Origin of the sequence: Pseudomonas sp. (genome assembly GCF_035277045.1) — a bacterium.
Classification (GTDB): domain Bacteria; phylum Pseudomonadota; class Gammaproteobacteria; order Pseudomonadales; family Pseudomonadaceae; genus Aquipseudomonas.
On record NZ_DATELE010000167.1, the window covers coordinates 104,252 to 127,793 of the forward strand.

At 64.3% G+C, this 23,542-nt stretch carries 20 protein-coding genes; 12 read left to right on the top strand and 8 right to left on the bottom strand.

Annotated features, from left to right (window positions below; all coding sequences use genetic code 11):
• Window positions 1-10: 10 nt before the first annotated feature.
• On the top strand, window positions 11-781 hold the full coding sequence (gene hisF / locus VJS90_RS08515; protein ID WP_324120947.1) for an imidazole glycerol phosphate synthase subunit HisF: 771 nt from the start codon (window positions 11-13) through the stop codon (window positions 779-781).
• A gap of 259 nt (window positions 782-1,040) precedes the next feature.
• Here the strand turns inward: hisF and choV are convergent, their stop codons facing one another.
• From choV to VJS90_RS08530, 3 genes are all read right to left on the bottom strand, one after another.
• Window positions 1,041-2,219: a choline ABC transporter ATP-binding protein gene (choV, locus tag VJS90_RS08520; RefSeq protein WP_324120949.1), complete on the bottom strand. Its 1,179-nt coding sequence runs from the start codon at window positions 2,217-2,219 to the stop codon at window positions 1,041-1,043.
• Window positions 2,216-3,064 carry a choline ABC transporter permease subunit gene (gene choW, locus VJS90_RS08525; protein ID WP_324121008.1) on the bottom strand — a complete coding sequence of 283 codons (849 nt, stop codon included), beginning with the start codon at window positions 3,062-3,064 and terminating at the stop codon, window positions 2,216-2,218. The genes choV and choW overlap by 4 nt, the downstream gene beginning before the upstream one ends.
• Before the next feature lie 72 nt (window positions 3,065-3,136).
• Entirely contained in the window at window positions 3,137-4,084 is a 948-nt protein-coding gene (locus tag VJS90_RS08530; RefSeq protein WP_324120951.1) for a choline ABC transporter substrate-binding protein, read from the bottom strand.
• A gap of 439 nt (window positions 4,085-4,523) precedes the next feature.
• Here VJS90_RS08530 and VJS90_RS08535 point away from each other — a divergent pair, with 439 nt between their 5' ends.
• Both VJS90_RS08535 and VJS90_RS08540 read left to right on the top strand, forming a co-directional pair.
• Window positions 4,524-5,900, top strand: coding sequence for an L-serine ammonia-lyase (locus VJS90_RS08535; protein ID WP_324120953.1), 1,377 nt, complete (start codon window positions 4,524-4,526; stop codon window positions 5,898-5,900).
• 382 nt (window positions 5,901-6,282) lie between these two features.
• Window positions 6,283-7,389 (top strand): GlxA family transcriptional regulator, encoded by a 1,107-nt coding sequence (locus tag VJS90_RS08540; protein WP_324120955.1) that lies wholly within the window; start codon window positions 6,283-6,285, stop codon window positions 7,387-7,389.
• Between the two features lie 39 nt (window positions 7,390-7,428).
• On the opposite strand, the gene VJS90_RS08545 is transcribed toward VJS90_RS08540, so the two are convergent.
• Window positions 7,429-7,686, bottom strand: a complete 258-nt coding sequence (locus VJS90_RS08545; protein ID WP_324120957.1) for a hypothetical protein — start codon at window positions 7,684-7,686, stop codon at window positions 7,429-7,431.
• A gap of 337 nt (window positions 7,687-8,023) precedes the next feature.
• Between VJS90_RS08545 and VJS90_RS08550 the strand changes: the two genes are divergently transcribed.
• Window positions 8,024-9,610, top strand: coding sequence for a zinc-dependent metalloprotease family protein (locus tag VJS90_RS08550; RefSeq protein ID WP_324120959.1), 1,587 nt, complete (start codon window positions 8,024-8,026; stop codon window positions 9,608-9,610).
• Window positions 9,611-9,651: 41 nt separating this feature from the next.
• Here the strand turns inward: VJS90_RS08550 and VJS90_RS08555 are convergent, their stop codons facing one another.
• The gene (locus tag VJS90_RS08555) at window positions 9,652-10,053 is read right to left on the bottom strand and encodes a lysozyme inhibitor LprI family protein (RefSeq protein WP_324120961.1); all 402 of its coding nucleotides are present in this window, start codon (window positions 10,051-10,053) and stop codon (window positions 9,652-9,654) included.
• A 283-nt stretch (window positions 10,054-10,336) separates the two neighbouring features.
• Between VJS90_RS08555 and VJS90_RS08560 the strand changes: the two genes are divergently transcribed.
• From VJS90_RS08560 to VJS90_RS21855, 7 genes are all read left to right on the top strand, one after another.
• The gene (locus tag VJS90_RS08560) at window positions 10,337-11,314 is read left to right on the top strand and encodes a dipeptidase (protein ID WP_324120963.1); all 978 of its coding nucleotides are present in this window, start codon (window positions 10,337-10,339) and stop codon (window positions 11,312-11,314) included.
• Between the two features lie 77 nt (window positions 11,315-11,391).
• Window positions 11,392-11,922, top strand: a complete 531-nt coding sequence (locus VJS90_RS08565) for a DUF5943 domain-containing protein (RefSeq protein WP_158461173.1) — start codon at window positions 11,392-11,394, stop codon at window positions 11,920-11,922.
• Between the two features lie 15 nt (window positions 11,923-11,937).
• A complete protein-coding gene (gene dgcA, locus VJS90_RS08570) occupies window positions 11,938-13,998 on the top strand; it encodes a dimethylglycine demethylation protein DgcA (protein WP_324120965.1) in 2,061 nt (686 codons plus the stop codon).
• Window positions 13,999-14,181: 183 nt separating this feature from the next.
• The gene (gene dgcB, locus VJS90_RS08575) at window positions 14,182-16,140 is read left to right on the top strand and encodes a dimethylglycine demethylation protein DgcB (protein WP_324120967.1); all 1,959 of its coding nucleotides are present in this window, start codon (window positions 14,182-14,184) and stop codon (window positions 16,138-16,140) included.
• Window positions 16,140-17,363, top strand: coding sequence for an electron transfer flavoprotein subunit alpha/FixB family protein (locus VJS90_RS08580; RefSeq protein WP_324120969.1), 1,224 nt, complete (start codon window positions 16,140-16,142; stop codon window positions 17,361-17,363). The genes dgcB and VJS90_RS08580 overlap by 1 nt, the downstream gene beginning before the upstream one ends.
• A gap of 10 nt (window positions 17,364-17,373) precedes the next feature.
• The gene (locus tag VJS90_RS08585) at window positions 17,374-18,144 is read left to right on the top strand and encodes an electron transfer flavoprotein subunit beta (RefSeq protein WP_324120971.1); all 771 of its coding nucleotides are present in this window, start codon (window positions 17,374-17,376) and stop codon (window positions 18,142-18,144) included.
• Window positions 18,145-18,234: 90 nt separating this feature from the next.
• Entirely contained in the window at window positions 18,235-18,906 is a 672-nt protein-coding gene (locus tag VJS90_RS21855) for an RHS repeat-associated core domain-containing protein (RefSeq protein ID WP_414704916.1), read from the top strand.
• A 52-nt stretch (window positions 18,907-18,958) separates the two neighbouring features.
• Here the strand turns inward: VJS90_RS21855 and gbcA are convergent, their stop codons facing one another.
• A complete protein-coding gene (gene gbcA / locus VJS90_RS08595; protein WP_324120974.1) occupies window positions 18,959-20,251 on the bottom strand; it encodes a glycine-betaine demethylase subunit GbcA in 1,293 nt (430 codons plus the stop codon).
• Window positions 20,252-20,261: 10 nt separating this feature from the next.
• Entirely contained in the window at window positions 20,262-20,534 is a 273-nt protein-coding gene (locus VJS90_RS08600) for a hypothetical protein (RefSeq protein ID WP_324120976.1), read from the bottom strand.
• On the opposite strand from VJS90_RS08600, the gene gbcB reads away from it, so the two are divergent.
• On the top strand, window positions 20,533-21,633 hold the full coding sequence (gene gbcB / locus VJS90_RS08605; RefSeq protein ID WP_324120978.1) for a glycine-betaine demethylase subunit GbcB: 1,101 nt from the start codon (window positions 20,533-20,535) through the stop codon (window positions 21,631-21,633). The two genes, VJS90_RS08600 and gbcB, sit on opposite strands and share 2 nt — an antisense overlap.
• A gap of 126 nt (window positions 21,634-21,759) precedes the next feature.
• Here the strand turns inward: gbcB and VJS90_RS08610 are convergent, their stop codons facing one another.
• Window positions 21,760-23,442: a methyl-accepting chemotaxis protein gene (locus VJS90_RS08610; RefSeq protein WP_414704917.1), complete on the bottom strand. Its 1,683-nt coding sequence runs from the start codon at window positions 23,440-23,442 to the stop codon at window positions 21,760-21,762.
• Window positions 23,443-23,542 lie beyond the last annotated feature (100 nt).

Below are 23,542 nucleotides of genomic sequence, written 5' to 3' on the forward strand. Positions count from 1 at the left end.
GGACTCCCGCATGGCGCTGGCAAAACGCATCATCCCTTGCCTGGACGTGGACAACGGCCGGGTGGTCAAGGGCGTCAAGTTCGAGAACATCCGCGATGCCGGCGACCCGGTGGAAATCGCTCGCCGCTATGACGAGCAGGGTGCCGACGAGATTACCTTTCTCGACATCACCGCCAGCGTCGATGGCCGTGACACCACGCTGCATACCGTCGAGCGCATGGCCAGCCAGGTGTTCATCCCGCTGACCGTGGGCGGCGGCGTGCGCACCGTGCAAGACATCCGCAACCTGCTCAACGCCGGTGCCGACAAGGTGTCGATCAACACGGCCGCGGTGTTCAACCCCGAGTTCGTGGGCGAGGCGGCCGACCGGTTCGGCTCGCAGTGCATCGTCGTCGCGATCGACGCCAAGAAGGTTTCGGCGCCGGGCGAAGAACCGCGCTGGGAGATCTTCACCCATGGCGGGCGCAAGCCGACCGGGCTGGACGCCGTGCAGTGGGCCAGGAAGATGGAAGGGCTGGGGGCGGGCGAGATCCTGCTGACCAGCATGGACCAGGATGGCATGAAGAGCGGGTTCGACCTGGGTGTTACCCGGGCGATCAGCGATGCGCTGGGCATTCCGGTGATTGCGTCCGGTGGCGTGGGCAACTTGCAGCACCTGGCGGACGGGATTCTGGAAGGGCATGCCAGCGCGGTGCTGGCGGCGAGCATCTTCCATTTCGGCGAGTACACCGTGCCAGAGGCCAAGGCCTACATGGCACAGCGTGGGATTGTGGTGCGCTGATCGCGTGAGTCTGCGGCCGCTTTGCGGCCGATCGCGGGACAAGCCCGCTCCCACAGGAACTGCATTGCCCCTGGAGTTGGATGCGTATCCAACTCCAGGGGCAGCTCATTTCTCTGTGGGAGATACCGCCACAGCCCCAGGAATTGGATAGGTATCCAACTCCTGGGTGCAGCTCATTTCTCTGTGGGAGATGCCAGGGTGCATGGGCAACCTGTGGGAGCGGGCTTGTCCCGCGATGGGCCGCGAAGCGGCCCTGTCCTCACCCGTGATTCTTGCCCAGCAACGCGTGATACAGCTCGCTGTCCCCCAGAATCCCCACCACCGAATTCCCCTCCTGCAACACCAGCTTGTTCCCCGTCTGATACCTGATCTGCAGCGCATCGCGCATGCCGATGTCGGCATTCACCAAGGTCGGCTTGCGACCCAAGGCTTCCACGGCCTGCCCCGGCGCCCAGTTCTGCAGGTCCAGGCCGTTGACGCCCTGACGCGCGCCCTTGATGGTGTTGCCTTCGGCCAGGTCGATCCACGAATCGCCACCCGGGTCGAGACACACCGAGCCGTTGATCCGCTTGCACTGGTCCAGCGTGCGCATCAGGCTGCGGCCACACAGCACGTTGAGCGGGTTGGTGTGGGCCACGAACGTGCGCACATACTCGTCGGCCGGGTTGAGCACGATTTCCTCGGGCTTGCTGTACTGGATGATCCGGCCGTCCTTCATGATCGCGATGCGGCTACCGAGTTTCAGGGCCTCGTCCAGGTCATGGCTGACGAACACGATGGTCTTGCTCAACTTGCGTTGCAGCTCCAGCAACTCGTCCTGCAAACCCTGGCGGATCAGCGGGTCGAGCGCCGAGAAAGGCTCATCCATCAGCAGGATATCGGCGTCCATCGCCAGCGCGCGCGCCAGACCGACCCGCTGCTGCATGCCGCCAGACAGCTCGTCGGGCTTCTTGTTGCGCCACTGCATCAGGCCCACCAGCTCCAGCTTCTCGTCCACCAGCTTGCGCCGTTCCTTCTCGGGCCGGCCCTGCATCTCCAGACCAAAGCTGATGTTCTCGCGCACCGTCAGCCAGGGCATCAGGGCGAACTTCTGGAACACCATGGCGATGCGCTTGGTGCGCATCATCTTCAGCTCGGCCGGGGTGCAGTGGGCAATATCGATGTGCGAGCCCTCATGCTCGACGAACAGCTTGCCGCGGCTGACCGTGTTGAGGCCGTTGATGCAACGCAGCAGGCTCGACTTGCCCGAGCCCGACAGACCCATCAACACGCAGATCTCGCCTTTGTTGATATCCAGGTTGGCCTTTTCGACGCCCACCACCAGCCCGGTCTTCTTCAGGATCTGCTCGCGGGTCATGCCTTGGTCGAGCAGGCTCAGGGCCTCGCGAGGGCGGTTGGAAAAGATGACGTCTACGTCCTCGAAGCGAATGATGCTCATGCTTCACCCCTTACCGTTACATCCGGTTGCTTGCAGATACGGTCGAGCATGATCGCCAGCAGCACGATCGCCAGGCCAGCTTCGAAGCCCAGGGCGATATCGGCCGTGTTCAGTGCGTTGACCACGGGTTTGCCCAGGCCATCGGCGCCCACCAGGGCCGCGATCACCACCATCGACAGCGACAGCATGATGCATTGGGTCACGCCGGCCGCGATGCTCGGCATGGCGTGCGGCAACTCGATGCGCGACAGCAGTTGGCGCCGCGAGCAGCCAAAAGCCTTGCCCGCGTCGAGCAGCTCTTGCGGCACGTCGCAGATGCCCAGGTAGGTCAGGCGGATGGGCGCGGCGATGGCGAACACCACCGTGGAGATCAGCCCCGGCACCACGCCCAGGCCGAACAGGGTCAGGGTGGGGATCAGGTAGACGAAGGTCGGCACCGTCTGCATCAGGTCGAGCACCGGGCGCATGGCGGTGTAGAACATCGGCTTGTGCGCGGCGACGATGCCCAGCGGCACGCCGATGGCCACGCAGACAAAGGTCGCAAACATCACTTGGGCGAGGGTTTCCATGGTCTCCTGCCAGTAGCCCAGGTTGTAGATCAGTAGAAAGGAGAGGGCGCAGAACGCGGTCAGCGCCCACTTGCGCTGGATGAAGTGAGCGAGCGCGGCGATCAGGGCGGTGAGCACGAACGGGTTGAACCAGGTCAGCGCGCCGGTCACCGCATGAATCATGAACTCCAGCCCTTGGGCGATGGCGTCGAAGTAGTCGGCGCCGTTTTGCGTCAACCAGTCGACAAAGGCCGCAATGTACTGGCCCAGTGGTATTTTTTGATCGATAAGCATGATAGCGAGCTTCCACCTGCAAAGATTGAAGTCAGCCCGGGGCCGGCACGGTCCGGCTCCGGGGCGTGCTTGCTGCTACTGCGTCAACTTGGCCTTGGCCGCCTCCAGTCCGGGTTTGCCATCCACGGTCGTTACCCCGGTCAGCCAGGTGTCCAGTACCTGCGGGTTCTTCTTGAGCCACGCCTCGGCGGCGGCATCGGGCTTCATCTTTTCGTCTAGGACGTTGCCCATCAGGGTGCTTTCCATGTCCAGGGTAAACGACAGGTTCTTCAGCAACTGGCCCACGTTGCTGCATTCCTCGACATAGCCCTTGCGGGTATTGGTCAGGACGGTCGCCTTGCCGAAGTCGGGACCGAAGAAATCGTCCCCACCGGACAGGTATTGCATCTTGAAACGCTTGTTCATCGGGTGCGGTTCCCAGCCCAGGAACACCACGTCGGTACCACGACGCTGCGCGCGATCGACCTGCGAGAGCATCCCGGCCTCGCTGGACTCGACCACCTTGAAGCCGGCTTCCTTCAGGCCAAAGGCGTTCTTGTCGATCATGCTCTGGATGGTGCGGTTGCCGTCGTTGCCCGGCTCGATGCCGTAGATCTTGCCGTCGAGTTCCTTCTTGAACTTGGGAATGTCGGCGAAGTTTTTCAGGCCCTTGTCGTACAAGGCCTGGGGCACGGCGAGGGTGTACTTGGCGTTCTCGAGGTTGGCGCGCACCGTGTCCACGGTGCCCGCGTCGCGGTACTGCTTGATGTCGTTTTCCATGGTCGGCATCCAGTTGCCGAGGAAAACGTCCATGTTCTTGCCGTCGGCCAGCGACTTGTACGTCACCGGCACCGAGATCATGGTGGTGCGGGTCTTGTAGCCAAGTGCTTCGAGGACGACGCTGGTCACAGCGGTGGTCACGGTGATATCGGTCCAGCCGACGTCTGAAAAGTTGACCGTGTGGCACTGCTTGGGTTCTGCAGCCTGGGCCAGTAGCGGCGCACTCAGTAGGGCGGCCAGCAACAGCGAGGGTGAACCTTTCATGGATGGACTCCTTGGATTTTTTTTCGGATGTCCCGGGCCGCCGTGCTTTATGAGGCGCATCGGTCGGCGGATCCTGCCGGGCAGCAGGATCGGGGCCGTGCAATCGAGTCGCTTCGATCATCTACCAGCATTGGGCAAACGCATACGGGGTGGGTCGTATCCAGTACAGGACGGGTCGCATCCAGCGTAGGCGATGTCGCATACAGGTTTTTCCACCACCAGGGAGCCGCTTTTGCGGCGCGCGGCTGCATGAAAACGGCGCTCGGAAGGCCGTTCGCGTGCGGCGTAGGCGGACAAAAGTACGTCGGTTGCAGACGTCGGGTGCGCTGGCAAAAGGCTGATGATGCGTGCATTCGCGGCGGACTGCTTTTTTAGCCTAGCAGCTTCGCCCCCCCTCGCCGCAGGCGGGGAGACAAGCCCAACAAGAGGTGATTCGACAATGGCCATCAGCGTGTTCGACCTGTTCAAGATCGGTGTCGGGCCTTCCAGTTCACACACCGTCGGACCCATGCGCGCCGCCGCCCTGTTCGTCCAGGGCCTGCGCGAGCGGGGCGAGCTGGAGCAGGTCCGGCGCATCGAAGTACGCCTGTACGGCTCGCTCTCGGCGACCGGCGTCGGCCACGGCAGCGACAATGCCGTGATCATGGGCCTGATGGGGGAGTGGCCCGACTCCATCGACCCGACCCAGATCACCCCGCGTATCGCCGACCTGCGTGAAACCGACACCCTGCTGCTCGACGGCCGTCTGCCGGTCAGCTTCGTCTGGGCCCGCGACATGCTGTTGCTGGACGAGAACCTGCCCTACCACCCCAACGCCATGACACTGGTGGCCTTCGGCGAGCAGGACGAGCTGCACAGCGACACCTACTACTCGGTCGGCGGCGGCTTCGTGGTCGACGCCGCCCAGGCGGCCAGCGGCGTGCTGGACGCCGACAACACCGTATTGCCGTACGATTTCAGCAGCGCCGCCGAGCTGCTGCGGCTGTGCAAGAAAAACGACCTGCGCGTGGCGCAATTGATGATGGAGAACGAGAAGGTCTGGCGCAGCGAGCAAGAGATCCGCGCGGGTCTGCTCAAGCTCTGGAAGGCGATGCAGGAGTGCGTCGAAAACGGCCTGAAGTACGAAGGCATCCTGCCAGGCGGGCTGAACGTTCGCAGGCGCGCGGCCAAGCTGCACCGCAGCCTGCAGGAACTGGGCAAGCCCAACGTGATCGGCTCGACCCTGAGCGCCATGGAGTGGGTCAACCTGTTCGCCCTGGCGGTCAACGAGGAAAACGCCGCCGGCGGGCGCATGGTCACCGCGCCGACCAATGGCGCGGCCGGGATCATTCCCGCGGTCCTGCATTACTACATGCGCTTCAGCGACGAGGTGTCCGAGGACCACGTGGTCGACTTCTTCCTCGGCGCGGCGGCGGTCGGCATCCTGTGCAAGAAGAACGCCTCCATCTCGGGAGCCGAAGTCGGCTGCCAAGGTGAAGTCGGCTCGGCCTGCGCGATGGCGGCGGCGGGGCTGGCTGAAATCCTCGGCGCTACCCCAGAGCAACTGGAGAATGCCGCCGAAATCGGCCTGGAGCACAACCTCGGCCTGACCTGCGACCCCGTCGGCGGCCTGGTCCAGGTGCCCTGCATCGAGCGCAACGCGATCGCCGCGGTCAAGGCGATCAACGCGGTGCAGATGGCGCTGCGCGGCGATGGCGAGCACTTCATCTCCCTCGACCAGGTGATCCGCACCATGCGCGACACCGGTGCCGACATGCACGACAAGTACAAGGAAACCTCCCGCGGCGGCCTGGCCGTCAGCGTCATCGAGTGCTGAACACTGCGCTGTTTTCGCCCCTTCATGGCGGGCATGCCACCTTTTGGCGCGCCCGCCCACGCACGACTCCATCTGCGACGCTGCGGTTGTCGGTGACACCGATGAATGTCGTTTCTGGACATCCGTCCCACAAGTGATACCGAACTGCTCAGTCATCGCCTGCGAATGCCCTGGCACGGTTGTTTGCCTATACTTCTAAGCTAAGAAGAAAAGGCGCATAGACAGCCGTGCGACGTCGTTTTTGGGTTTTGTTGGAGCGACGTTCAATTTCAGGCATGGCAATTGCGTTGGGATTGGCAAAGCCCCTGCATACGAATCGGGGCCATTACAACAACAGTGCCCACGCCGAGGCACACCCTGCATTGTGTGAGGAGAAACCGCGATGACGTCGTATACCTCCGGGACCCAGTCCCAGAACCGCACAGCACCCCAGTCCATCGGGTTTCTCCTGCTGGACAACTTCACCCTCATTTCCCTTGCATCGGCCGTGGAGCCGCTGCGCATGGCCAACCAGCTGTCGGGCCGCGAGCTGTACCGCTGGCACACGCTGACCGCTGACGGTGGCCAGGTCTGGGCCAGCGATGGCCTGCAGATCACCCCGGACGCCCCGATGCACAGCGCGCCGCCCATCGACACCGTGATCGTCTGCGGCGGCGTGGGTATCCAGCGCAGTGTTACCCGCGAGCATGTCACCTGGCTGCAGAGCCAGGCCCGCCAGTCGCGCCGCCTGGGTGCTGTGTGCACCGGCAGCTGGGCGCTGGCGTGCGCCGGTCTGCTCGATGGTTTTGATTGCAGCGTGCACTGGGAATGCCTGGCCTCGATGCAAGAGGCTTTCCCGCGGGTGAGCATGAGCACCCGCCTGTTCACCCTCGACCGCAACCGCTTCACCAGCTCTGGCGGCACCGCGCCACTGGACATGATGCTGCACCTGATCAGCCGCGATCACGGCCGCGAGCTGTCGGCGGCGATCTCCGAGATGTTCGTCTACGAGCGCATCCGCAACGAGCAGGATCACCAGCGCGTGCCGCTCAAGCACATGCTCGGCACCAACCAGCCGAAGCTGCAGGAGATCGTCGCGTTGATGGAGGCCAACCTCGAGGAGCCGATCGACCTGGATGAACTAGCGGTGTATGTCGCCGTGTCCAGACGTCAGCTCGAGCGGCTGTTCCAGAAATACCTGCACTGCTCGCCGTCGCGCTATTACCTCAAGCTGCGCCTGATTCGCGCCCGGCAGCTGCTCAAGCAGACGCCGATGTCGATCATCGAAGTGGCGTCGGTGTGCGGCTTTGTCTCCACGCCGCACTTCTCCAAGTGCTACCGCGAGTATTTCGGCATTCCGCCGCGTGACGAGCGCGTGGGTTCCAACACCGCCCAGCAGGTCGCGATGATGCCGATTCCACAGGCCATGGTGCTGTCGCCACACAGTGGGCCCCTGGCCTCGCTGAGCCAGGCGCGCAACGAGTCGACATTTGCCAGCGTGAGGCTGTGAATGACCGGCGCCGCCCTGGCCAGGGCGGCGCCGCTTGGCTCAGCCGCGCTTGATGTACTGCACCAGCGCTGGCAGCAATTGCTGGTCGATCGCCTGGCGCACGGCCGGCAGAATGGTCGCACTGCCGCCATACATCTGCTCCACCATCCCCCGCAGCGCCTTGGCCCGCGGCTCGCTCAGGCCGCGCACCGCGCATTCGCAGGCCTGCTCGGCGGTAGCGCCGGCCGGCATCTCGAAACCCAGGGCGCGCAGGTGGCCCACCAGGTCTTCCTGGTCAATCAAATCCGCATGCATCATGGTTGTAGTCCTTGTTTGCTGCCCAGATTGTCAGCCGATTCTGTGACCAAGCCCGCACCTGGGCAAGCGCAGAATCCGGGCATGGCTGCTTTGGCTAAGAACACGTCGTTTTCGGCTAAATCCCCACGCCGGTAAGCCTGCACACTGGGTTCATTCACGGCTTTACCGGGTTTGGTCACCCATCTCTCGCAGTGGATGTTGCTCGCTCTTGGCCCCGGTAGCTCACGGCTTCCCGGGGTTATTTTTTTGCCCATTCTTCGCTACCTGGCAGCCTTGCGAGTAGCTCGAAATACCCTTCCTGGAATTAAGTGAGCCTTCAATTCACAGGAGCGGAACCATGAAAAGGGCACTCTGGAAGTCATGTCTGATGGGCGCAGGACTGGCGGTGGTATCAGCCTGCACCCCAACGACCCATGACGCAGTTACAACCACGGGCGGCGCACCGCAGCTCTTCACCCTCGAACCTGCCCAGGACCGCGCGGTCCTGCAGCGCACAGCCGACAGTTACCTGGCCACCCTGCTGGCAGCGCCCGCCAATGAACAGGTCACCCTGATCAAGGTCAACCCGGCCGTGGTGAGCCGTGATACCCAGGAGCTGGCGGTCACCTTGCCCGACGGCAAGACCGCGCGTTTTCACCTGCGCGACTTCACGACCATCACCCCAGGCATCGAGGGGTGGATCGGCTACAAGCCGTCCGACCTGACACAGGCACAGGCGGCCGCGTCTTCGGAGATCGACATCGATCCCCGGTATTACCTGTCGATCGTGCGCGAGGGTGACAAGCTGGTCGGCAGTCTTGTCGTCGACGGACAGCTCTACCAGCTCGATCATGTCGGTCCTGGACGAAATGCGCTGATCAAGGTCGACGAGTCGAAGCTTCCCGCGCATGGGAAGCCCCTGGTGCCCAACCATGGCGGCGACCGGGCCGGCCGGCAGGCACAGTCCGCCCACAGCACCATTCGCGTGCTGTTCGTGACGACCAATCAGTCCAGGGCCACGCGGCCCAACAACCGGGCGGAACTTGCGAAAGCACTGAACGATGCCAACCAGTACATGAGAAACAGTGATGTCGCCATCACCTTCGAATTGGCCGGCTACTACGATGCCGACTATGACGAGACGGGCAGAACCTATAGCCAGCAGCTTGACGACATTCGCCTGGCCAGGCCATTTGGAGCAGACGTGCTCAAGGTGCGCGAGACATTGAGGGCGGACCTGGTTTCGATGTATTCGACCGCAACTCAATTTTGTGGCATGGCCTGGTTGTCATCACCCAAGGTACAAGCCCACTCGGTCGTCTCCTGCGCCGGGTCGCTGGCGCATGAGCTGGGCCATAATCTGGGCGTGAATCACGGCTGGAACCCTGGCGATAAAGTCTCCAATCCGCCTTACATGCATGGCTATAGAAGTACGGTGGCACCCGCTTTCCACACCCAGATGGTCACCTCGCACGGCGCGCTGCCGTACTTCTCCAATCCCCGCCTGCGCTACCAAGGCAGCGCCATGGGCACGGTCGAGCACCACGACGCGGCGCGCCGTCTCAACGAGCGCAGGGAGACGGTGGAGAATTTCTACCCGCCAGCGACGAACCTGGTGACCATCGAAGTCTTCTCGGAAACGAATTTCCAAGGAAATTCCTGCTACATGTCCGTTGAGTACCCAGGCGCGCAACAGGTGAGCCCCAGTGGCTCGGCGTGCAAGGGCAAGGTGACGATTCCCCGGTCCGCGCGTATCAGGAACCTGGCCCCGGAGCGCGCATTGTGCTGGCGATCAGCCGGCAGCTACCTGGGTTGTTACAGTGCGGCCGAGGCCGGTGACTTCGAACACGCCAATCTGAATAGCGTGAGCGGCCTGCCGAGCCATATCAAGTATTCGTACTACGGCCAGGCATTGCCTCTGGAGGTCTACCACGGGCCTTGGTGAGCCAAGGGGCGGTGTGGTGCCTGCGCGCAGGCACCGCTGTTTCACTGCTGGCCAATCGACTGCAGATACTCCGACCGGTCGTCGCTACGCTGTGCCACGCATGTGTTCCACGCCGCCTCGAACGCCTTGGTACCGGCCTTCTCGGCGTAGGTCTCGACCTTGCAGTCGGCATCGCGCAACCCGGTCCACAGCTTCTCGGCTGCCTGCAAGCGGCCCGTCAGGTCCGCCACCTTGTCACCTTCGTCCGGGTACTGGTCGCGAATCCGCTGCACCAGCTCATCGAAGGCCGCGCCCAGCTCCCGCTCGGCGGTCTGGCGGCTGAACAGGGCGCAGGCCTGGCTTTGCTGGTCGGTCTCGACGTTGTCGCAGGGCGTGCTTTCTTCCTCGCCGGCGTGGGCGCCAAGCGTCACGGCCATCAGCACCAGCCATGCCATTGATTTCATCGGTAATCTCCTTGTCCGGATGACGAATCGGGCGATTCTCCCTCAGCCTCGCCCCATGCGGTAGCTGTGTGACAAAAATGTCATGAAAGCCCGGAAAAAGCCGTTGTCGAGACTGGCTCTCATTGCCAGCACCCGCGCCAGAGGGCGTCGTGTCGCTGGTTGACGCTTTCGGCAAACCCCCTGTCGTTTTTGCATCTGGGCCCCCTGACGCGGGGGCATATGCTGGCCCCAAAGCGCCGGCACAACGTTCGGCGCGCCCAAGTCAACAAAAGGGGACAGCCTGATGAGCCCAGCCGAACTGCACGCCGACAGCATCGTCATCGACGGTCTGATCATCGCCAAATGGAACCGCGAACTGTTCGAGGACATGCGCAAGGGCGGCCTCACCGCGGCCAACTGCACGGTGTCGGTATGGGAAGGCTTCAAGGCCACGGTCGACCAGATCGCTGCCAGCCAGAAGCTGATCCGTGAGAACAGCGACCTGGTGATGCCGGTGCGCACCACCGCCGACATCCGCAAGGCCAAGGAACTGGGCAAGACCGGCATCCTCTTCGGCTTCCAGAACGCCCATGCCTTCGAAGACCAGATCGCCTATGTCGATGTGTTCAAGCAGCTGGGCGTGGGCATCGTGCAGATGTGCTACAACACCCAGAACCTGGTGGGCACCGGTTGCTACGAGCGTGATGGCGGGCTGTCGGGCTTCGGCCGCGAGATCGTCGCCGAGATGAACCGCGTCGGCATCATGTGCGACCTGTCCCACGTCGGCTCCAAGACCTCCGAGGAAGTCATCCTCGAATCGAAGAAGCCGGTCTGCTACTCCCACTGCCTGCCCCTGGGCCTGAAGGAACACCCGCGCAACAAGTCCGACGAAGAACTGAAGTTCATCGCCGACCACGGCGGCTTCGTCGGCGTGACCATGTTCGCGCCGTTCCTGGCCAAGGGCATCGACTCGACCATCGACGACTACGCCGAGGCCATCGAGTACACCATGAACCTGGTCGGCGAGGACGCCATCGGCATCGGCACCGACTTCACCCAGGGCCATGGCCAGGAGTTCTTCGAATACCTGACCCACGACAAGGGCTACGCCCGCCGCCTGACCAGCTTCGGCAAGATCATCAACCCGCTGGGCATCCGCACCGTGGGCGAGTTCCCGAACCTCACCGAAACCCTGCTCAAGCGCGGTCACAGCGAGCGCGTGGTGCGCAAGATCATGGGCGAGAACTGGGTGAACATTCTCAAGGATGTGTGGGGCGAATAAGCCGCTCTCCAAGCCTGTCCAGCCCCGGTCATAGCCGCCGGGGCCATCAATCAAAATAATTCTGGAGTTGAGTTTCCATGGCCAAGATCGCCCCGCAATTGCCTATCGAAGTCGACAGCGAGACCGGTATCTGGACCTCCGATGCCTTGCCGATGCTGTACGTGCCACGGCACTTCTTCGTCAACAACCACATCGGCATCGAGGAAGTGCTGGGCGCCGACGCCTACGCCGAGATCCTCTACAAGGCCGGCTACAAGTCCGCCTGGCACTGGTGCGAGAAAGAAGCCGAATGCCATGGCCTGGAAGGCGTCGCGGTGTTCGAGCACTACATGAAGCGCCTGTCCCAGCGCGGCTGGGGCCTGTTCAAGATCCAGGACATCGACCTCGACAAGGGCACCGCCAGCGTCAAGCTCGAACACTCGGCGTTCGTCTATGTGTACGGCAAGGTCGGGCGCAAGGTCGACTACATGTTCACTGGCTGGTTCGCCGGTGCCATGGACCAGATCCTGGCAGCGCGTGGCAGTTCGATCCGCACCGTGGCCGAGCAGGTCTACGGCGGTTCGGAAGAAGGCCACGACGACGGCCTGTTCATCGTCAAGCCGCAGTAAGCCGGAGTACGCGTCATGGCATTCGAAGCGATGTTCCAGCCGATCCAGATCGGCAAACTCACCATCCGCAACCGCGTGCTCAGCACCGCGCACGCCGAGGTCTACGCCACCGATGGCGGCATGACCACCGAACGGTACGTGAAGTACTACGAGGAAAAGGCCAAGGGCGGCATCGGCATGGCGATCTGCGGCGGCTCCTCGGTGGTGGCCATCGACAGCCCGCAGGAATGGTGGGCCTCGGTGAACCTGTCGACCGACCGGATCATCCCGCACTTCCAGAACCTGGCCGACGCCATGCACAAGCATGGCGCCAAGATCATGATCCAGATTACCCACATGGGCCGTCGCTCGCGCTGGGACGGCTTCAACTGGCCGACCCTGATGTCGCCGTCGGGCATCCGCGAACCCGTGCACCGCGCCACCTGCAAGACCATCGAGGTCGAAGAGATCTGGCGGGTGATCGGCAACTACGCCCAGGCCGCGCGCCGGGCCAAGGAAGGCGGCCTGGATGGCGTCGAACTGTCGGCCGTGCACCAGCACATGATCGACCAGTTCTGGAGCCCGCGGGTCAACAAGCGCACCGATGAATGGGGCGGCACTTTCGAAGGCCGCATGAAGTTCGGCCTGGAAGTGCTCAAGGCCGTGCGCGCCGAGGTCGGCGACGACTTCTGCGTGGGCATGCGTATCTGCGGCGACGAGTTCCACCCCGATGGCCTCAGCCACGAGGACATGAAGGAGATCGCCAAGTACTACGACGCCACCGGCATGCTCGACTTCTTCGGCGTGATCGGCTCGGGCTGCGACACCCACAACACCCTGGCCAACGTCATCCCCAACATGAGCTATCCGCCGGAGCCGTTCCTGCACCTGGCGGCCGGCATCAAGGAAGTGGTCAAGGTTCCGGTGCTGCATGCGCAGAACATCAAGGACCCGAACCAGGCCCAGCGCATTCTTGAGGGCGGCTACGTGGACATGGTCGGCATGACCCGTGCGCACATCGCCGACCCGCACCTTATCGCCAAGATCAAGATGGGCCAGATCGACCAGATCAAGCAGTGCGTCGGCGCCAACTACTGCATCGACCGCCAGTACCAGGGCCTGGACGTGCTGTGCATCCAGAACGCCGCGACCTCCCGTGAATACATGGGCGTGCCGCACATCATCGAGAAGACCACCGGCGTGAAGCGCAAGGTGGTGGTGGTCGGCGCAGGGCCTGCTGGCATGGAGGCCGCGCGCGTGGCCGCCGAGCGTGGCCATGACGTGACCCTGTTCGAGAAGAAAGAGCAGATCGGCGGGCAGATCACCATCGCCGCCAAGGCACCGCAGCGCGACCAGATCGCCGGCATCACCCGCTGGTACCAGCTGGAGCTGGCGCGCCTGAAGGTCGACCTGCGCCTGGGCACCTCGGCCGATGCCGACACCATCATGGACCTGCGCCCCGACGTGGTCGTGCTGGCGGTGGGCGGGCATCCGTTCGTCGAGCAGAACGAGCATTGGGGCGCCGCCGAAGGGCTGGTAGTCAGCAGCTGGGACGTGCTCGACGGCAAGGTCGCGCCGGGCAAGAACGTGCTGGTCTACGACACCATCTGCGAGTTCACCGGCATGTCGGTGGCCGACTACATCGCCGACAAGGGCAGCCAGGTCGAGATCGTCACCGACGACATCAAGCCGGGCGTTGCGATTGGCGGGACTTCGTTCCCCACCTACTACCGCAGCATGTACCCCAAGGAAGTGATCATGACCGGCGACCTGATGCTGGAGAAGGTCTACCGCGAGGGCGACAAGCTGGTGGCGGTGCTGGAGAACGAATACACCGGGGCCAAGGAAGAACGTGTGGTCGACCAGGTGGTGATCGAGAACGGCGTGCGGCCCGACGAGGCGATCTACTACGCGCTCAAGGAAGGTTCGCGCAACAAGGGCCAGATCGACGTCGAGGCGCTGTTCGCGATCAAGCCGCAGCCGATCCTCAGCCAGCCGGGCGAAGGGTACCTGCTGTACCGCATCGGCGACTGCGTGGCCCAGCGCAACACCCATGCGGCGATCTATGACGCCTTGCGCCTGTGCAAGGATTTCTGACCGCCTGATACATGCGGGTGCCCACACTGTGGGAGCGGGCTTGTCCTGCGATTGCGCCAGCCGCTGCAACGCTGGCGTCCGATCGGACGCAATCGCGGGACAAGCCCGCTCCCACAGGGGTGGGGGCCGGTACCGGAATTGGGGGAATGCACCCCCTGCAACCGCTGTCTGTGGGAGCTTCCCATGTTGAACACCCTGCTGCCCATTCTACTGTTCACCGCGCTAGGCCTGGCGGTGCTCGGCGCGCTGCGCCGCGTGCGCATGTGGCGCCGTGGGCGACCGTCGAAGGTCAACCTGATCGGCGGCCTGCTGGCCATGCCGCGCCGCTACTTGCACGACCTGCACCACGTGGTCGCCCGTGACAAGTACATGTCCAACACCCACGTCGCCACCGCTGGCGGCTTCGCGCTGTCGGCCGTGCTGGCGATCCTGGTGCATGGCTTCGGCCTGCACAACAAGATCCTCGGCTATGCCTTGCTGGTCGCCACGGTGTTGATGTTCACCGGCGCCATCTTCGTCTTCAAGCGCCGTCTGGACCCACCCGCGCGCCTGTCCAAGGGGCCGTGGATGCGCCTGCCGAAAAGCCTGCTGGTGTTCGCCATCACCTTCTTCATCGCCACCTTGCCGGTGGCCGGGATCCTGCCCGAAGGCACCGGCGGCTGGCTGCTGGTGGCGCTGCTGGGCATTGGCGTGGCCTGGGGCGTGTCGGAGCTGTTCCTGGGGATGACCTGGGGCGGGCCGATGAAGCACGCCTTCGCCGGCGCCCTGCACCTGGCCTGGCACCGCCGCGCCGAGCGCTTTGGCGGTGGGCGTTCCACCGGCCTCAAGCCGCTGGACCTGGAAGACCCGAACGCGCCCCTGGGCGTCGAGAAACCCAAGGACTTCACCTGGAACCAGCTGCTCGGCTTCGACGCCTGCGTGCAGTGCGGCAAGTGCGAGGCCATGTGCCCGGCCTTCGCCGCCGGCCAGCCGCTGAACCCGAAGAAGCTCATCCAGGACATGGTCATCGGTCTGGCCGGTGGCACCGATGCCAGCTTCGCCGGCAGCCCATACCCGGGCAAGCCGGTCGGCGAGCACGGCGGCAACCCGCACCAGCCGATCGTCAAGGGCCTGGTCGATGCCGAAACCCTGTGGTCGTGCACCACCTGCCGCGCCTGCGTCGAGGAATGCCCGATGATGATCGAGCACGTCGATGCCATCGTCGACATGCGCCGTCACCTCACCCTCGAGAAGGGCGCGACGCCGAACAAGGGTGCCGAGGTGCTCGACAACCTGATCGCCACCGACAACCCGGGCGGCTTCGCGCCGGGCGGGCGGATGAACTGGGCGGCCGACCTGAACCTCAAGCTGCTGTCCGACGTGCAGCGCGCCGAGGTGCTGTTCTGGGTCGGCGACGGCGCCTTCGACATGCGCAACCAGCGGACCCTGCGCGCCTTCGTCAAGGTGCTCAAGGCTGCAGGCGTGGACTTCGCCGTGCTCGGTCTCGAGGAACGCGACAGCGGCGATGTGGCCCGGCGCCTGGGCGACGAAGCGACCTTCCAGCAGCTGGCCAGACGCAACATCCAGACCCTGGCCAAGTACAGCTTCACGCGCATCGTCACCTGCGATCCGCACAGCTTCCATGTGCTCAAGAACGAATACGGCGCCTTGGGCGGCGACTACCAGGTCCTGCACCACAGCACCTACATCGCGGAGCTGATCGCGGCGGGCAGCCTGAGCCTCGGCCAGCACAAGGGCGGCAGCGTGACCTATCACGACCCGTGCTACCTGGGCCGCTACAACGGCGAGTACGAAGCCCCGCGCGAAGTGCTCAAGGCCCTGGGCATCGAAGTGCGCGAGATGCAGCGCTCGGGCTTCCGCTCACGCTGCTGCGGCGGTGGCGGTGGCGCGCCGATCACCGATATTCCTGGCAAGCAGCGGATCCCCGACATGCGCATGGATGACATCCGCGAGACCGAGGCAGAGCTGGTGGCCGTGGGTTGTCCACAGTGCACCGCCATGCTCGAAGGCGTGGTCGAGCCGCGTCCACAGATCAAGGACCTGGCCGAACTGGTGGCCGATGCCCTGCTAGAAGATGAAGTCGCAAGCCCGGCGAGCAAGCCCCAGGCCGCGACCGTACGTGAACCTGCGGAGGTGCACTGATGAGCGACATTATTCGCCGCGACCCTCGCGCCGAGTGGATCGCCCGTAACCGCCTGCACCCGTTGCATGCGGCGATGCAGACACAACAGGCCAGCTGGATGGGGCCCCAAGGCGTGCTGCGCAAGAACCCCCACGCGGTCGGTTTCATCGGCCCCAACGGGATCAAGCGCATCGACCGCTCCGGCGCCCAGCAGGGCGGTGCTGGCGGCAAGCGCAGCGCCGTGGCCGAAGTGCAGTTGCCGCTGCATCAGGTGGCGCAGCCGGCCTTCTACATCGCCGTGGTCCCGGACATGATCGGGGGCCGCCTCGGCAGCCACGACCGCGACCTGCTGGGGCTGGCCCACAGCCTGGCCGGCAGCGACGGCGCGGTACTGGCCGTGGTGTTCGGCGAGCACAAGGAGAGCCACTTTTCCACAGCCGGCGCCGACCGCCTGCTGGTCATCGACGGCGAGCAATACCAGGGTTATGCACCGGAACAACTTGTCCAAGGCCTGCGCGCTGTGGATAACCAGTTCAGTCCCCGCCACTGGCTGCTGCCTGACAGCCGCACCGGTGGCGGCGAGCTGGGGCGGCGCCTGGCCGCGACGCTTGGCGAACGCCCGGCGACGCGGGTCTGGCAGGTCAAGGACGGCCAGTGCATCGGCCGCGCCGGTGCCGGCCAGCAGGATATTCAGCGCAGCGTGCCACGTCTGATTCTGGCGACAGCCGAATGCGCCGAGCCTGTCAGCGAGACTCGCCACGAAGCCTTGCCAGTTGAGTTGTCCACAGAAGCGCTGCGGGCCTTGACGCGCATCAGCGACCTGGGCCCGGTGGCTGTCGACCCGGCAACCATCGCCATGGCCGAGGCCGAGTTCATCATGTCCGGTGGCAACGGGGTCAAGGACTGGGCGCTGTTCCACCAGGCCACCGCCGCCCTGGGCGCCACCGAAGGCGCCTCGCGGGTGGCGGTGGACGATGGCTTCATGCCACGCAACCGGCAGGTGGGCGCTACCGGCACCTGGGTCACGGCACGGGTCTACATGGCCGTGGGGATTTCCGGCGCCATCCAGCACCTGCAGGGCATCGGCGCCTGCGACAAGGTGGTGGCGGTCAACCTGGACCCGGGCTGCGACATGATCAAACGAGCCGACCTGTCGATCATCGGCGACAGCGCGGCAATCCTGAAGGCACTGATCGAGGCTGTGGAATCCTTCCGCAGCGACGTGCAGCGCGACGCGGCATGAGGACATGCGCATGAGTACCAAAGTCATCAGCCTGGTTTCGATTGGCGCCCACCCGGGTTCCGGCAGGGCCCGGCGCGCCGAGCAGGATGCGCGCGCGGTGGAGCTGGGCCTGCAACTGGCTGGGGATAACCTGCAGGTGGTTCATGCCGGCGACCCTCGTGAAGAAGCGTTGCGTGCCTATCTGGGGATGGGGCTGGACCACCTGGACATTCTCGAGCAGCCCGCAGGCGCCGATGTTGTGGGCGTGCTGGGGGATTACCTGCGCGACGCCGGGGCGCAACTGGTGCTGACCGGCACCCAGGCGGAAACCGGCGAGGGCTCGGGCATGCTGCCGTTCCTGCTGGCCGAACGCCTGGGCTGGCCGCTGGTGGTGGGCCTGGCGGAGGTGGAGTCGATCGAGAACGGCACGGCCCAGGTGCTGCAGGCCTTGCCGCGCGGTCAGCGGCGCCGCCTGAAAGTACGCCTGCCGCTGCTGGCGACCGTGGATAACGCGGCGCCCAAGCCGCGCCAGAGCGCTTTCGGCCCGGCCCGGCGCGGGGTGCTGGCGGCGCGCAATGTGGCCCTTGTGGAAGACACGCTGCTCGCCGAGGCTGAACTCCAGCCGGCCAAGCCACGGCCCAAGCGCCTTAAGGTGATCAAGGCCAAGAGCGGCGCCGACCGCATGAAAGCCGCCACGGCCAAGGCCAGCGGGGGCGGCGGCAAGGTGCTCAAGGACGTCACGCCGCAGGAGGGCGCCGAGGCGATCATCAAGCTGCTGGTGGAGGAGGGTGTGTTGCGCTGACCAGCGCGGTGCAGCTGTTATTTTTGCCAGTTATCCAAACCGATCGGTGTTGCTAGGTTGAGCGCTTCCCTTGTTCTCAAGAGCATCACCATGAGCCGCATGCTACGCGCAACAACCAATGCCTCGGGGCCGGGTCCCTTGCTGGCCTTCACCGGCCAGCCCCGGGACCCACTCACCGGTTGCTACCACCTGGGCAATGGCCATCGAACGTACAACCCGGTGCTCATGCGGTTTCACTCCGCGGACCGGCTCAGTCCGTTCGACAAGGGCGGCATCAATGCCTACGCCTATTGCCGGAATGACCCTGTGAATTTCCATGACCCGTCTGGCCGGTTTCCTGCCTGGCTCGGGCCGGTGAGAAGCATCATCGGGGGGTTCCTTAACCTTGGAATCAGTGCCGTGAAAGCGTATCGGGGCTATAGGAGCAGGGAAGACTTCAGGCCGGAGGCGGGTGTCGCGGGAAGCCGGAACGGCGACCTGACGTTCGCGACGGCCGAAAATCCGGTATCCAGGTGGACTGTACAAGATACGGCGTTGACGGCGTTCGGCGGTTTCAGCTCCGCAGTGAGTATCGGCACCAGTATCGGACGTATGGCAGCATCCGATTCCAACGCCTTGATGTGGGTGGATACCGCCTTCGCAACGTTCGCTACAGTGCTGTCGGGCTATGAGCTGTATACGATAGCAAGGACATCGACGGTCAGGCGCTACCCGGTCAGCCCCCTCAACTACAACCGAAACATCAGGGAAACGTCGGTATAGCCATTGCCCATGCCACAGCTCATTACGCTGTGGCATGGGTCGTCATGCAGCCTTACTGCGCCTTCACCTCCTTCAGGTACGGCGCAGGCTCGGCCCCCAGGTTGTTCAGCATCCGCTGGCTGTACCAGTCGATGAAGTTGACCACGCCGAACTCGTAGGTCTTGGAGTACGGCCCTGGCTGGTAGGCGGTGGAGTTGATGCCGCGCTGGTTCTCTTCGGCCAGGCGACGGTCCTGGTCGTTGGTGGCGTCCCACACCTTGCGCATGCGCTCGGGATCGTAGTCGACGCCTTCGACCGCGTCCTTGTGCACGATCCACTTGGTGGTGACCATGGTTTCCTGCGCGCTGATCGGCCACACGGTGAAGACGATGATATGGTCGCCCATGCAGTGGTTCCAGGCATGCGGCAGGTGCAGGATGCGCATCGAGCCCAGGTCGGGATTCTTGATGCGGCCCATGAGCTTCTGCACGGCCTGCTTGCCGTCCATGGTCATTGACACGGTGCCCTTGAGCAACGGCATGCGCACGATACGGTTGCGCAGGCCGAAGCTTGCGTGGGCGTAGGGGATCTTCTCGGCATCCCAGGCGGCGGCCGAGGCGGCGACGTGGTCCTTGAAGGCCTGGTCGGCGCGCGGGTCGGTGACGTCGTCCCACTCCAGCAGGCTCTTGAGCAGCTCGGGGTGCGAGGCGTTGCAGTGGTAGCACTCGCGGTTGTTTTCCAGCACCAGTTTCCAGTTGGCCTTTTCCATCAAGGTGGTCTGCACCGCCACCTTGGTGTTTTCCATGTCGTAGGGTTCCATGTAGTGCGACAGGGTCGCCAGGAACTCGTCGATCGCTGGCGGGTTCTCCGCCAGGCTGATGAAGATGTAGCCACCGGCGGTCTTCACGTTCAAAGGCTTGAGACCGTACTGCTTCATGTCGAAGTCGGCGCCCATCTCGGTGCCGGCGAACAGCAGGCGGCCGTCGATCTCGTAGGTCCACTGGTGGTACGGGCAGACCAGCTTGGCCACCTTGCCCTTGTCGCTGGTGCACAGGCGCGAGCCGCGGTGACGGCAGACGTTGTGGAAGGCATGCACCTGGCCTTCGGCGCCGCGGATCACGATGATCGGGTTCTTGCCGACCTGCAGGGTCAGGTAGTTACCCTTGGCCGGGATCTCGCAGGTCATGCCGGCGATCAGCCACTCCTTGTGGAAGATCTCCTGCATGTCGATCTGGAACAGACGCTCGTCGGTATAGAAGGGCTGTGGCAGCGAGAAGGTGCGCTCGCGCGTCTGCAGCATCTCGGCGGTGGCGCCGCGTGCTGCTTCCAGTGGATCGCCCAGGCTCAGGGTTGCGGTGACGTCCATCGTGTGGTCCTCATGGCCAGTAAAGGCCGGCGAAAGTGGCTAATCGTTCTTGTGCGACGCAGGGCTGAAAATCAGCGTGTTGTTTTGCCGTGGAGTGTGCGTTCGCCGTGGCCTTGAACCATATCCATGGACGACATGGCCGCATCCGTTTCCGACGCGCCAGACCTTGTAGCGCAAGGCTGGTCGCGATAAGCACGCCGATGTCGCGGATGGGAATGTGCAACGCCCTCGGCTTGAGCATTATCTCTCCCATCAAGCCGCAGTCGGCCGTGGAGACGAGCATGTCCAATCCCTTCCTCAATCCGGTCACGACCCAGACCTGGGCCAACGGCCGCCACATCGTGCGGTGCGTCAAGGTCATCCAGGAGACCTGGGACGTGCGCACCTTCTGTTTCATGGCCGACCAGCCGATCCTGTTCTTCTTCAAGCCCGGGCAGTTCGTGACCCTGGAGCTCGAGATCGAAGGCCAGCAGGTGATGCGCTCGTACACCATCTCCAGCGCGCCGTCGGTGCCCTACAGCTTTTCGGTGACCATCAAGCGGGTGCCCGGCGGGCGTGTTTCGAACTGGCTGCACGACACCCTGCACGAAGGCCAGGAACTGGCGGTGCACGGGCCGGTGGGGCTGTTCAACGCCATCGACTTCCCGGCCTCGAAGATGCTCTACCTCAGTGGCGGGGTGGGCATCACCCCGGTGATGTCCATGGCGCGCTGGTTCTACGACACCAACGCCAATGTCGACATGACCTTCGTGCACAGCGCGCGCTCGCCCAAGGACATCATCTACCACCGCGAGCTGGAGCAGATGGCCTCGCGGATCCCCAATTTCAGCCTGCACATCATTTGCGAGAAGCATGGCCTGGGCGAGCCCTGGGCGGGGTACCGCGGGTACCTGAACCTCAAGCTGCTGGAGCTGATCGCGCCTGACTTCATGGAGCGCGAGGTGTTCTGCTGCGGGCCGACGCCGTACATGCACGCGGTCAAGCGCCTGCTGGAGAGTGCCGGCTACGACATGCGCCGCTACCATGAGGAGTCGTTCGGTGCCACGCCGCCGGAGGCCAAGGCCGACGCCGTCGAGCACGCCGAGCAGGCCGCCGACGCGCCCGAGCCGGACGCCGCCGAGCTCAACCTGGTGGAATTCATTGGCAGCGACAAGAGCATCCGCGTGGCCCCGGGCGAGACCGTGCATGCCGCGGCGGCCAAGGTCGGCCTGATGATCCCCAAAGCCTGCGGCATGGGCATCTGCGGCACCTGCAAGGTGCTCAAGCTGGGCGGGGAAGTGGAGATGGAGCACAACGGCGGCATCACCGAGGAGGATGAAGCCGAGGGGTACATCCTGTCGTGCTGCAGCGTGCCGAAGGGGGATGTGCGGATCGATTACTGATCCGGATTCTCGGTCGCTCCCTTCGCTGGCAAGCCAGCTCCCACAGGTCCAGCGCAAATCTCACGGCCGGCGCTGTACCTGTGGGAGCTGGCTTGCCAGCGAATGCGGGCGCCCGCAATCTTCAGGTCAAACGCGGAACCGCGCCACCAGGCCGTTCAGGTCGACCGCCAGGCGCGACAGCTCCGAGCTGGCCGCGCTGGTCTGGTGGGCACCGGTCGCGCTCTGCACCGACAGGTCATTGATGTTCACCAGGTTGCGGTCCACTTCCCGCGCGACCTGAGCCTGCTCTTCGGCTGCGCTGGCGATCACCAGATTGCGCTCGTTGATCTGCGCCACCGCGCTGGCGATGCTGTCCAGCGCCAGGCCTGCGCCGCGGGCGATGTTCAGGGTCGATTCGGCGCGTTCGGTGCTGTTGCGCATCGAGTCTACGGCCTGCTCGGTACCCCCCTGGATACTGCCGATCATCCGTTCGATCTCGCTGGTCGACTGCTGGGTGCGGTGGGCCAGTGCGCGAACCTCGTCGGCCACCACGGCGAACCCACGGCCCGCTTCACCGGCCCGCGCGGCTTCGATGGCAGCGTTGAGCGCCAGCAGGTTGGTCTGGTCGGCCAGGCCGCGAATCACATCCAGCACCTTGCCGATGTCGCGCGACTCGGCCGCCAGGTTGCCGATCAGCTGGGCCGTGGCTTGCACATCGCCGCTCATGCGTTCGATGGCGCCCACGGTCTCGAGCACCAGGTCGCGGCCGTCGCCGGCCGAACGGGTGGCTTCACTCGAGGCTTCCGAGGTGCTCACGGCATTGCGCGCCACTTCCTCGACGGCGCTGGTCATTTCGGTGACGGCCGTGGCGGCCTGGACGATTTCGTTGTTCTGCTGCTGCAGGCCACGGGCGCTTTCGTCGGTGACGCAGTTGAGCTCCTCGGCGGCCGAGGCCAGCTGGGTGGCGGAACCTGCGATCAGCTGCAGGGTATCGCGCAGCTTGTCCTGCATCTTGGCCATGGCACGCAGCAGACGTGCGGCTTCGTCGGTGCCCTCGGCGCGCACGGGCTTGGTCAGGTCGCCTTCGGCGATCCGCTCGGCCGCTTCCAGTGCGTCGTTGATCGGATTGACGATGCTGCGGGTCAGCAGCCAGGCGCAGAGGAAGGTCAGCAGGCTGGCGGCCACCAGCAGGCCGACGACCAGCGTGAAGGCAGCGGAATACTCGCCCGCGGCGGTGGCGTTGGTGCGGCGGGTCTGGTCGGTGTTGATCCGCACCAGGGTGTCCATCACCTTGTTGATCTGCTCGGAGTTGGCCAGCAGTTCGGTGTTGAGCAGGGTGCGCAACGCATCGAGCTGCTCGGCCTGGCTGAAGGCGAGCATGCGCGATTCGATCTGCCGGTACTGGCCGAGCAACTGGCGGTACTGCTCATAGCCGGCACGTTCGTCGGCCCCTTCGAGCAGCGCCTGGTAGGCCGTCAGGGTGGTGTCGATCTCGCGGTTGCGCTGCTCGAGCAGGCGCAGGGTGTCGCGCTGGGTCTCGGGTTCGCGGTTGAGCAGCAAGCGGTAGGAGAGGGTGCGCATGCGCAGGTTGAGGGCGGTCAGCTCGCCCAGGTTCTTGATGCTCGGGACGCTGATGGTCTCGATGGCAACGCCCGCCTGGCGGATGTTGCTCATCTGGTTGAGGGCGAACACGCCCAGGCCAAGCATCAGCGCGCCGATCAAGGCAAACCCCAGGAGCGCACGCGGGGCGATATTCATGTTTCGAAGGGACATTTCGGGTATCCAGGGCAGGACAAAGGGGCGCGCGATCCGTGCGACAGAACAGGACATGCCATGCCTATCGGTCGTGACCGGCGAGTCTTGAGTGCCGGGTCAGGCAATTGTGAGCCGGTGACCGGGATTCCTGACCAGTGGTTGGGGCCGTGCAGGA

What these genes read in the sequence shown, in the direction of transcription:
- hisF (WP_324120947.1), top strand. Translation starts at nt 11, where the DNA reads ATGGCGCTGGCAAAACGCATCATCCCTTGCCTGGACGTGGACAACGGC.
- choV (WP_324120949.1), bottom strand. Translation starts at nt 2,219, where the DNA reads ATGAGCATCATTCGCTTCGAGGACGTAGACGTCATCTTTTCCAACCGC.
- VJS90_RS08530 (WP_324120951.1), bottom strand. Translation starts at nt 4,084, where the DNA reads ATGAAAGGTTCACCCTCGCTGTTGCTGGCCGCCCTACTGAGTGCGCCG.
- VJS90_RS08535 (WP_324120953.1), top strand. Translation starts at nt 4,524, where the DNA reads ATGGCCATCAGCGTGTTCGACCTGTTCAAGATCGGTGTCGGGCCTTCC.
- VJS90_RS08540 (WP_324120955.1), top strand. Translation starts at nt 6,283, where the DNA reads ATGACGTCGTATACCTCCGGGACCCAGTCCCAGAACCGCACAGCACCC.
- VJS90_RS08545 (WP_324120957.1), bottom strand. Translation starts at nt 7,686, where the DNA reads ATGATGCATGCGGATTTGATTGACCAGGAAGACCTGGTGGGCCACCTG.
- VJS90_RS08550 (WP_324120959.1), top strand. Translation starts at nt 8,024, where the DNA reads ATGAAAAGGGCACTCTGGAAGTCATGTCTGATGGGCGCAGGACTGGCG.
- VJS90_RS08555 (WP_324120961.1), bottom strand. Translation starts at nt 10,053, where the DNA reads ATGAAATCAATGGCATGGCTGGTGCTGATGGCCGTGACGCTTGGCGCC.
- VJS90_RS08560 (WP_324120963.1), top strand. Translation starts at nt 10,337, where the DNA reads ATGAGCCCAGCCGAACTGCACGCCGACAGCATCGTCATCGACGGTCTG.
- VJS90_RS08565 (WP_158461173.1), top strand. Translation starts at nt 11,392, where the DNA reads ATGGCCAAGATCGCCCCGCAATTGCCTATCGAAGTCGACAGCGAGACC.
- dgcA (WP_324120965.1), top strand. Translation starts at nt 11,938, where the DNA reads ATGGCATTCGAAGCGATGTTCCAGCCGATCCAGATCGGCAAACTCACC.
- dgcB (WP_324120967.1), top strand. Translation starts at nt 14,182, where the DNA reads ATGTTGAACACCCTGCTGCCCATTCTACTGTTCACCGCGCTAGGCCTG.
- VJS90_RS08580 (WP_324120969.1), top strand. Translation starts at nt 16,140, where the DNA reads ATGAGCGACATTATTCGCCGCGACCCTCGCGCCGAGTGGATCGCCCGT.
- VJS90_RS08585 (WP_324120971.1), top strand. Translation starts at nt 17,374, where the DNA reads ATGAGTACCAAAGTCATCAGCCTGGTTTCGATTGGCGCCCACCCGGGT.
- VJS90_RS21855 (WP_414704916.1), top strand. Translation starts at nt 18,235, where the DNA reads ATGAGCCGCATGCTACGCGCAACAACCAATGCCTCGGGGCCGGGTCCC.
- gbcA (WP_324120974.1), bottom strand. Translation starts at nt 20,251, where the DNA reads ATGGACGTCACCGCAACCCTGAGCCTGGGCGATCCACTGGAAGCAGCA.
- gbcB (WP_324120978.1), top strand. Translation starts at nt 20,533, where the DNA reads ATGTCCAATCCCTTCCTCAATCCGGTCACGACCCAGACCTGGGCCAAC.
- VJS90_RS08600 (WP_324120976.1), bottom strand. Translation starts at nt 20,534, where the DNA reads ATGCTCGTCTCCACGGCCGACTGCGGCTTGATGGGAGAGATAATGCTC.
- VJS90_RS08610 (WP_414704917.1), bottom strand. Translation starts at nt 23,442, where the DNA reads ATGTCCTGTTCTGTCGCACGGATCGCGCGCCCCTTTGTCCTGCCCTGG.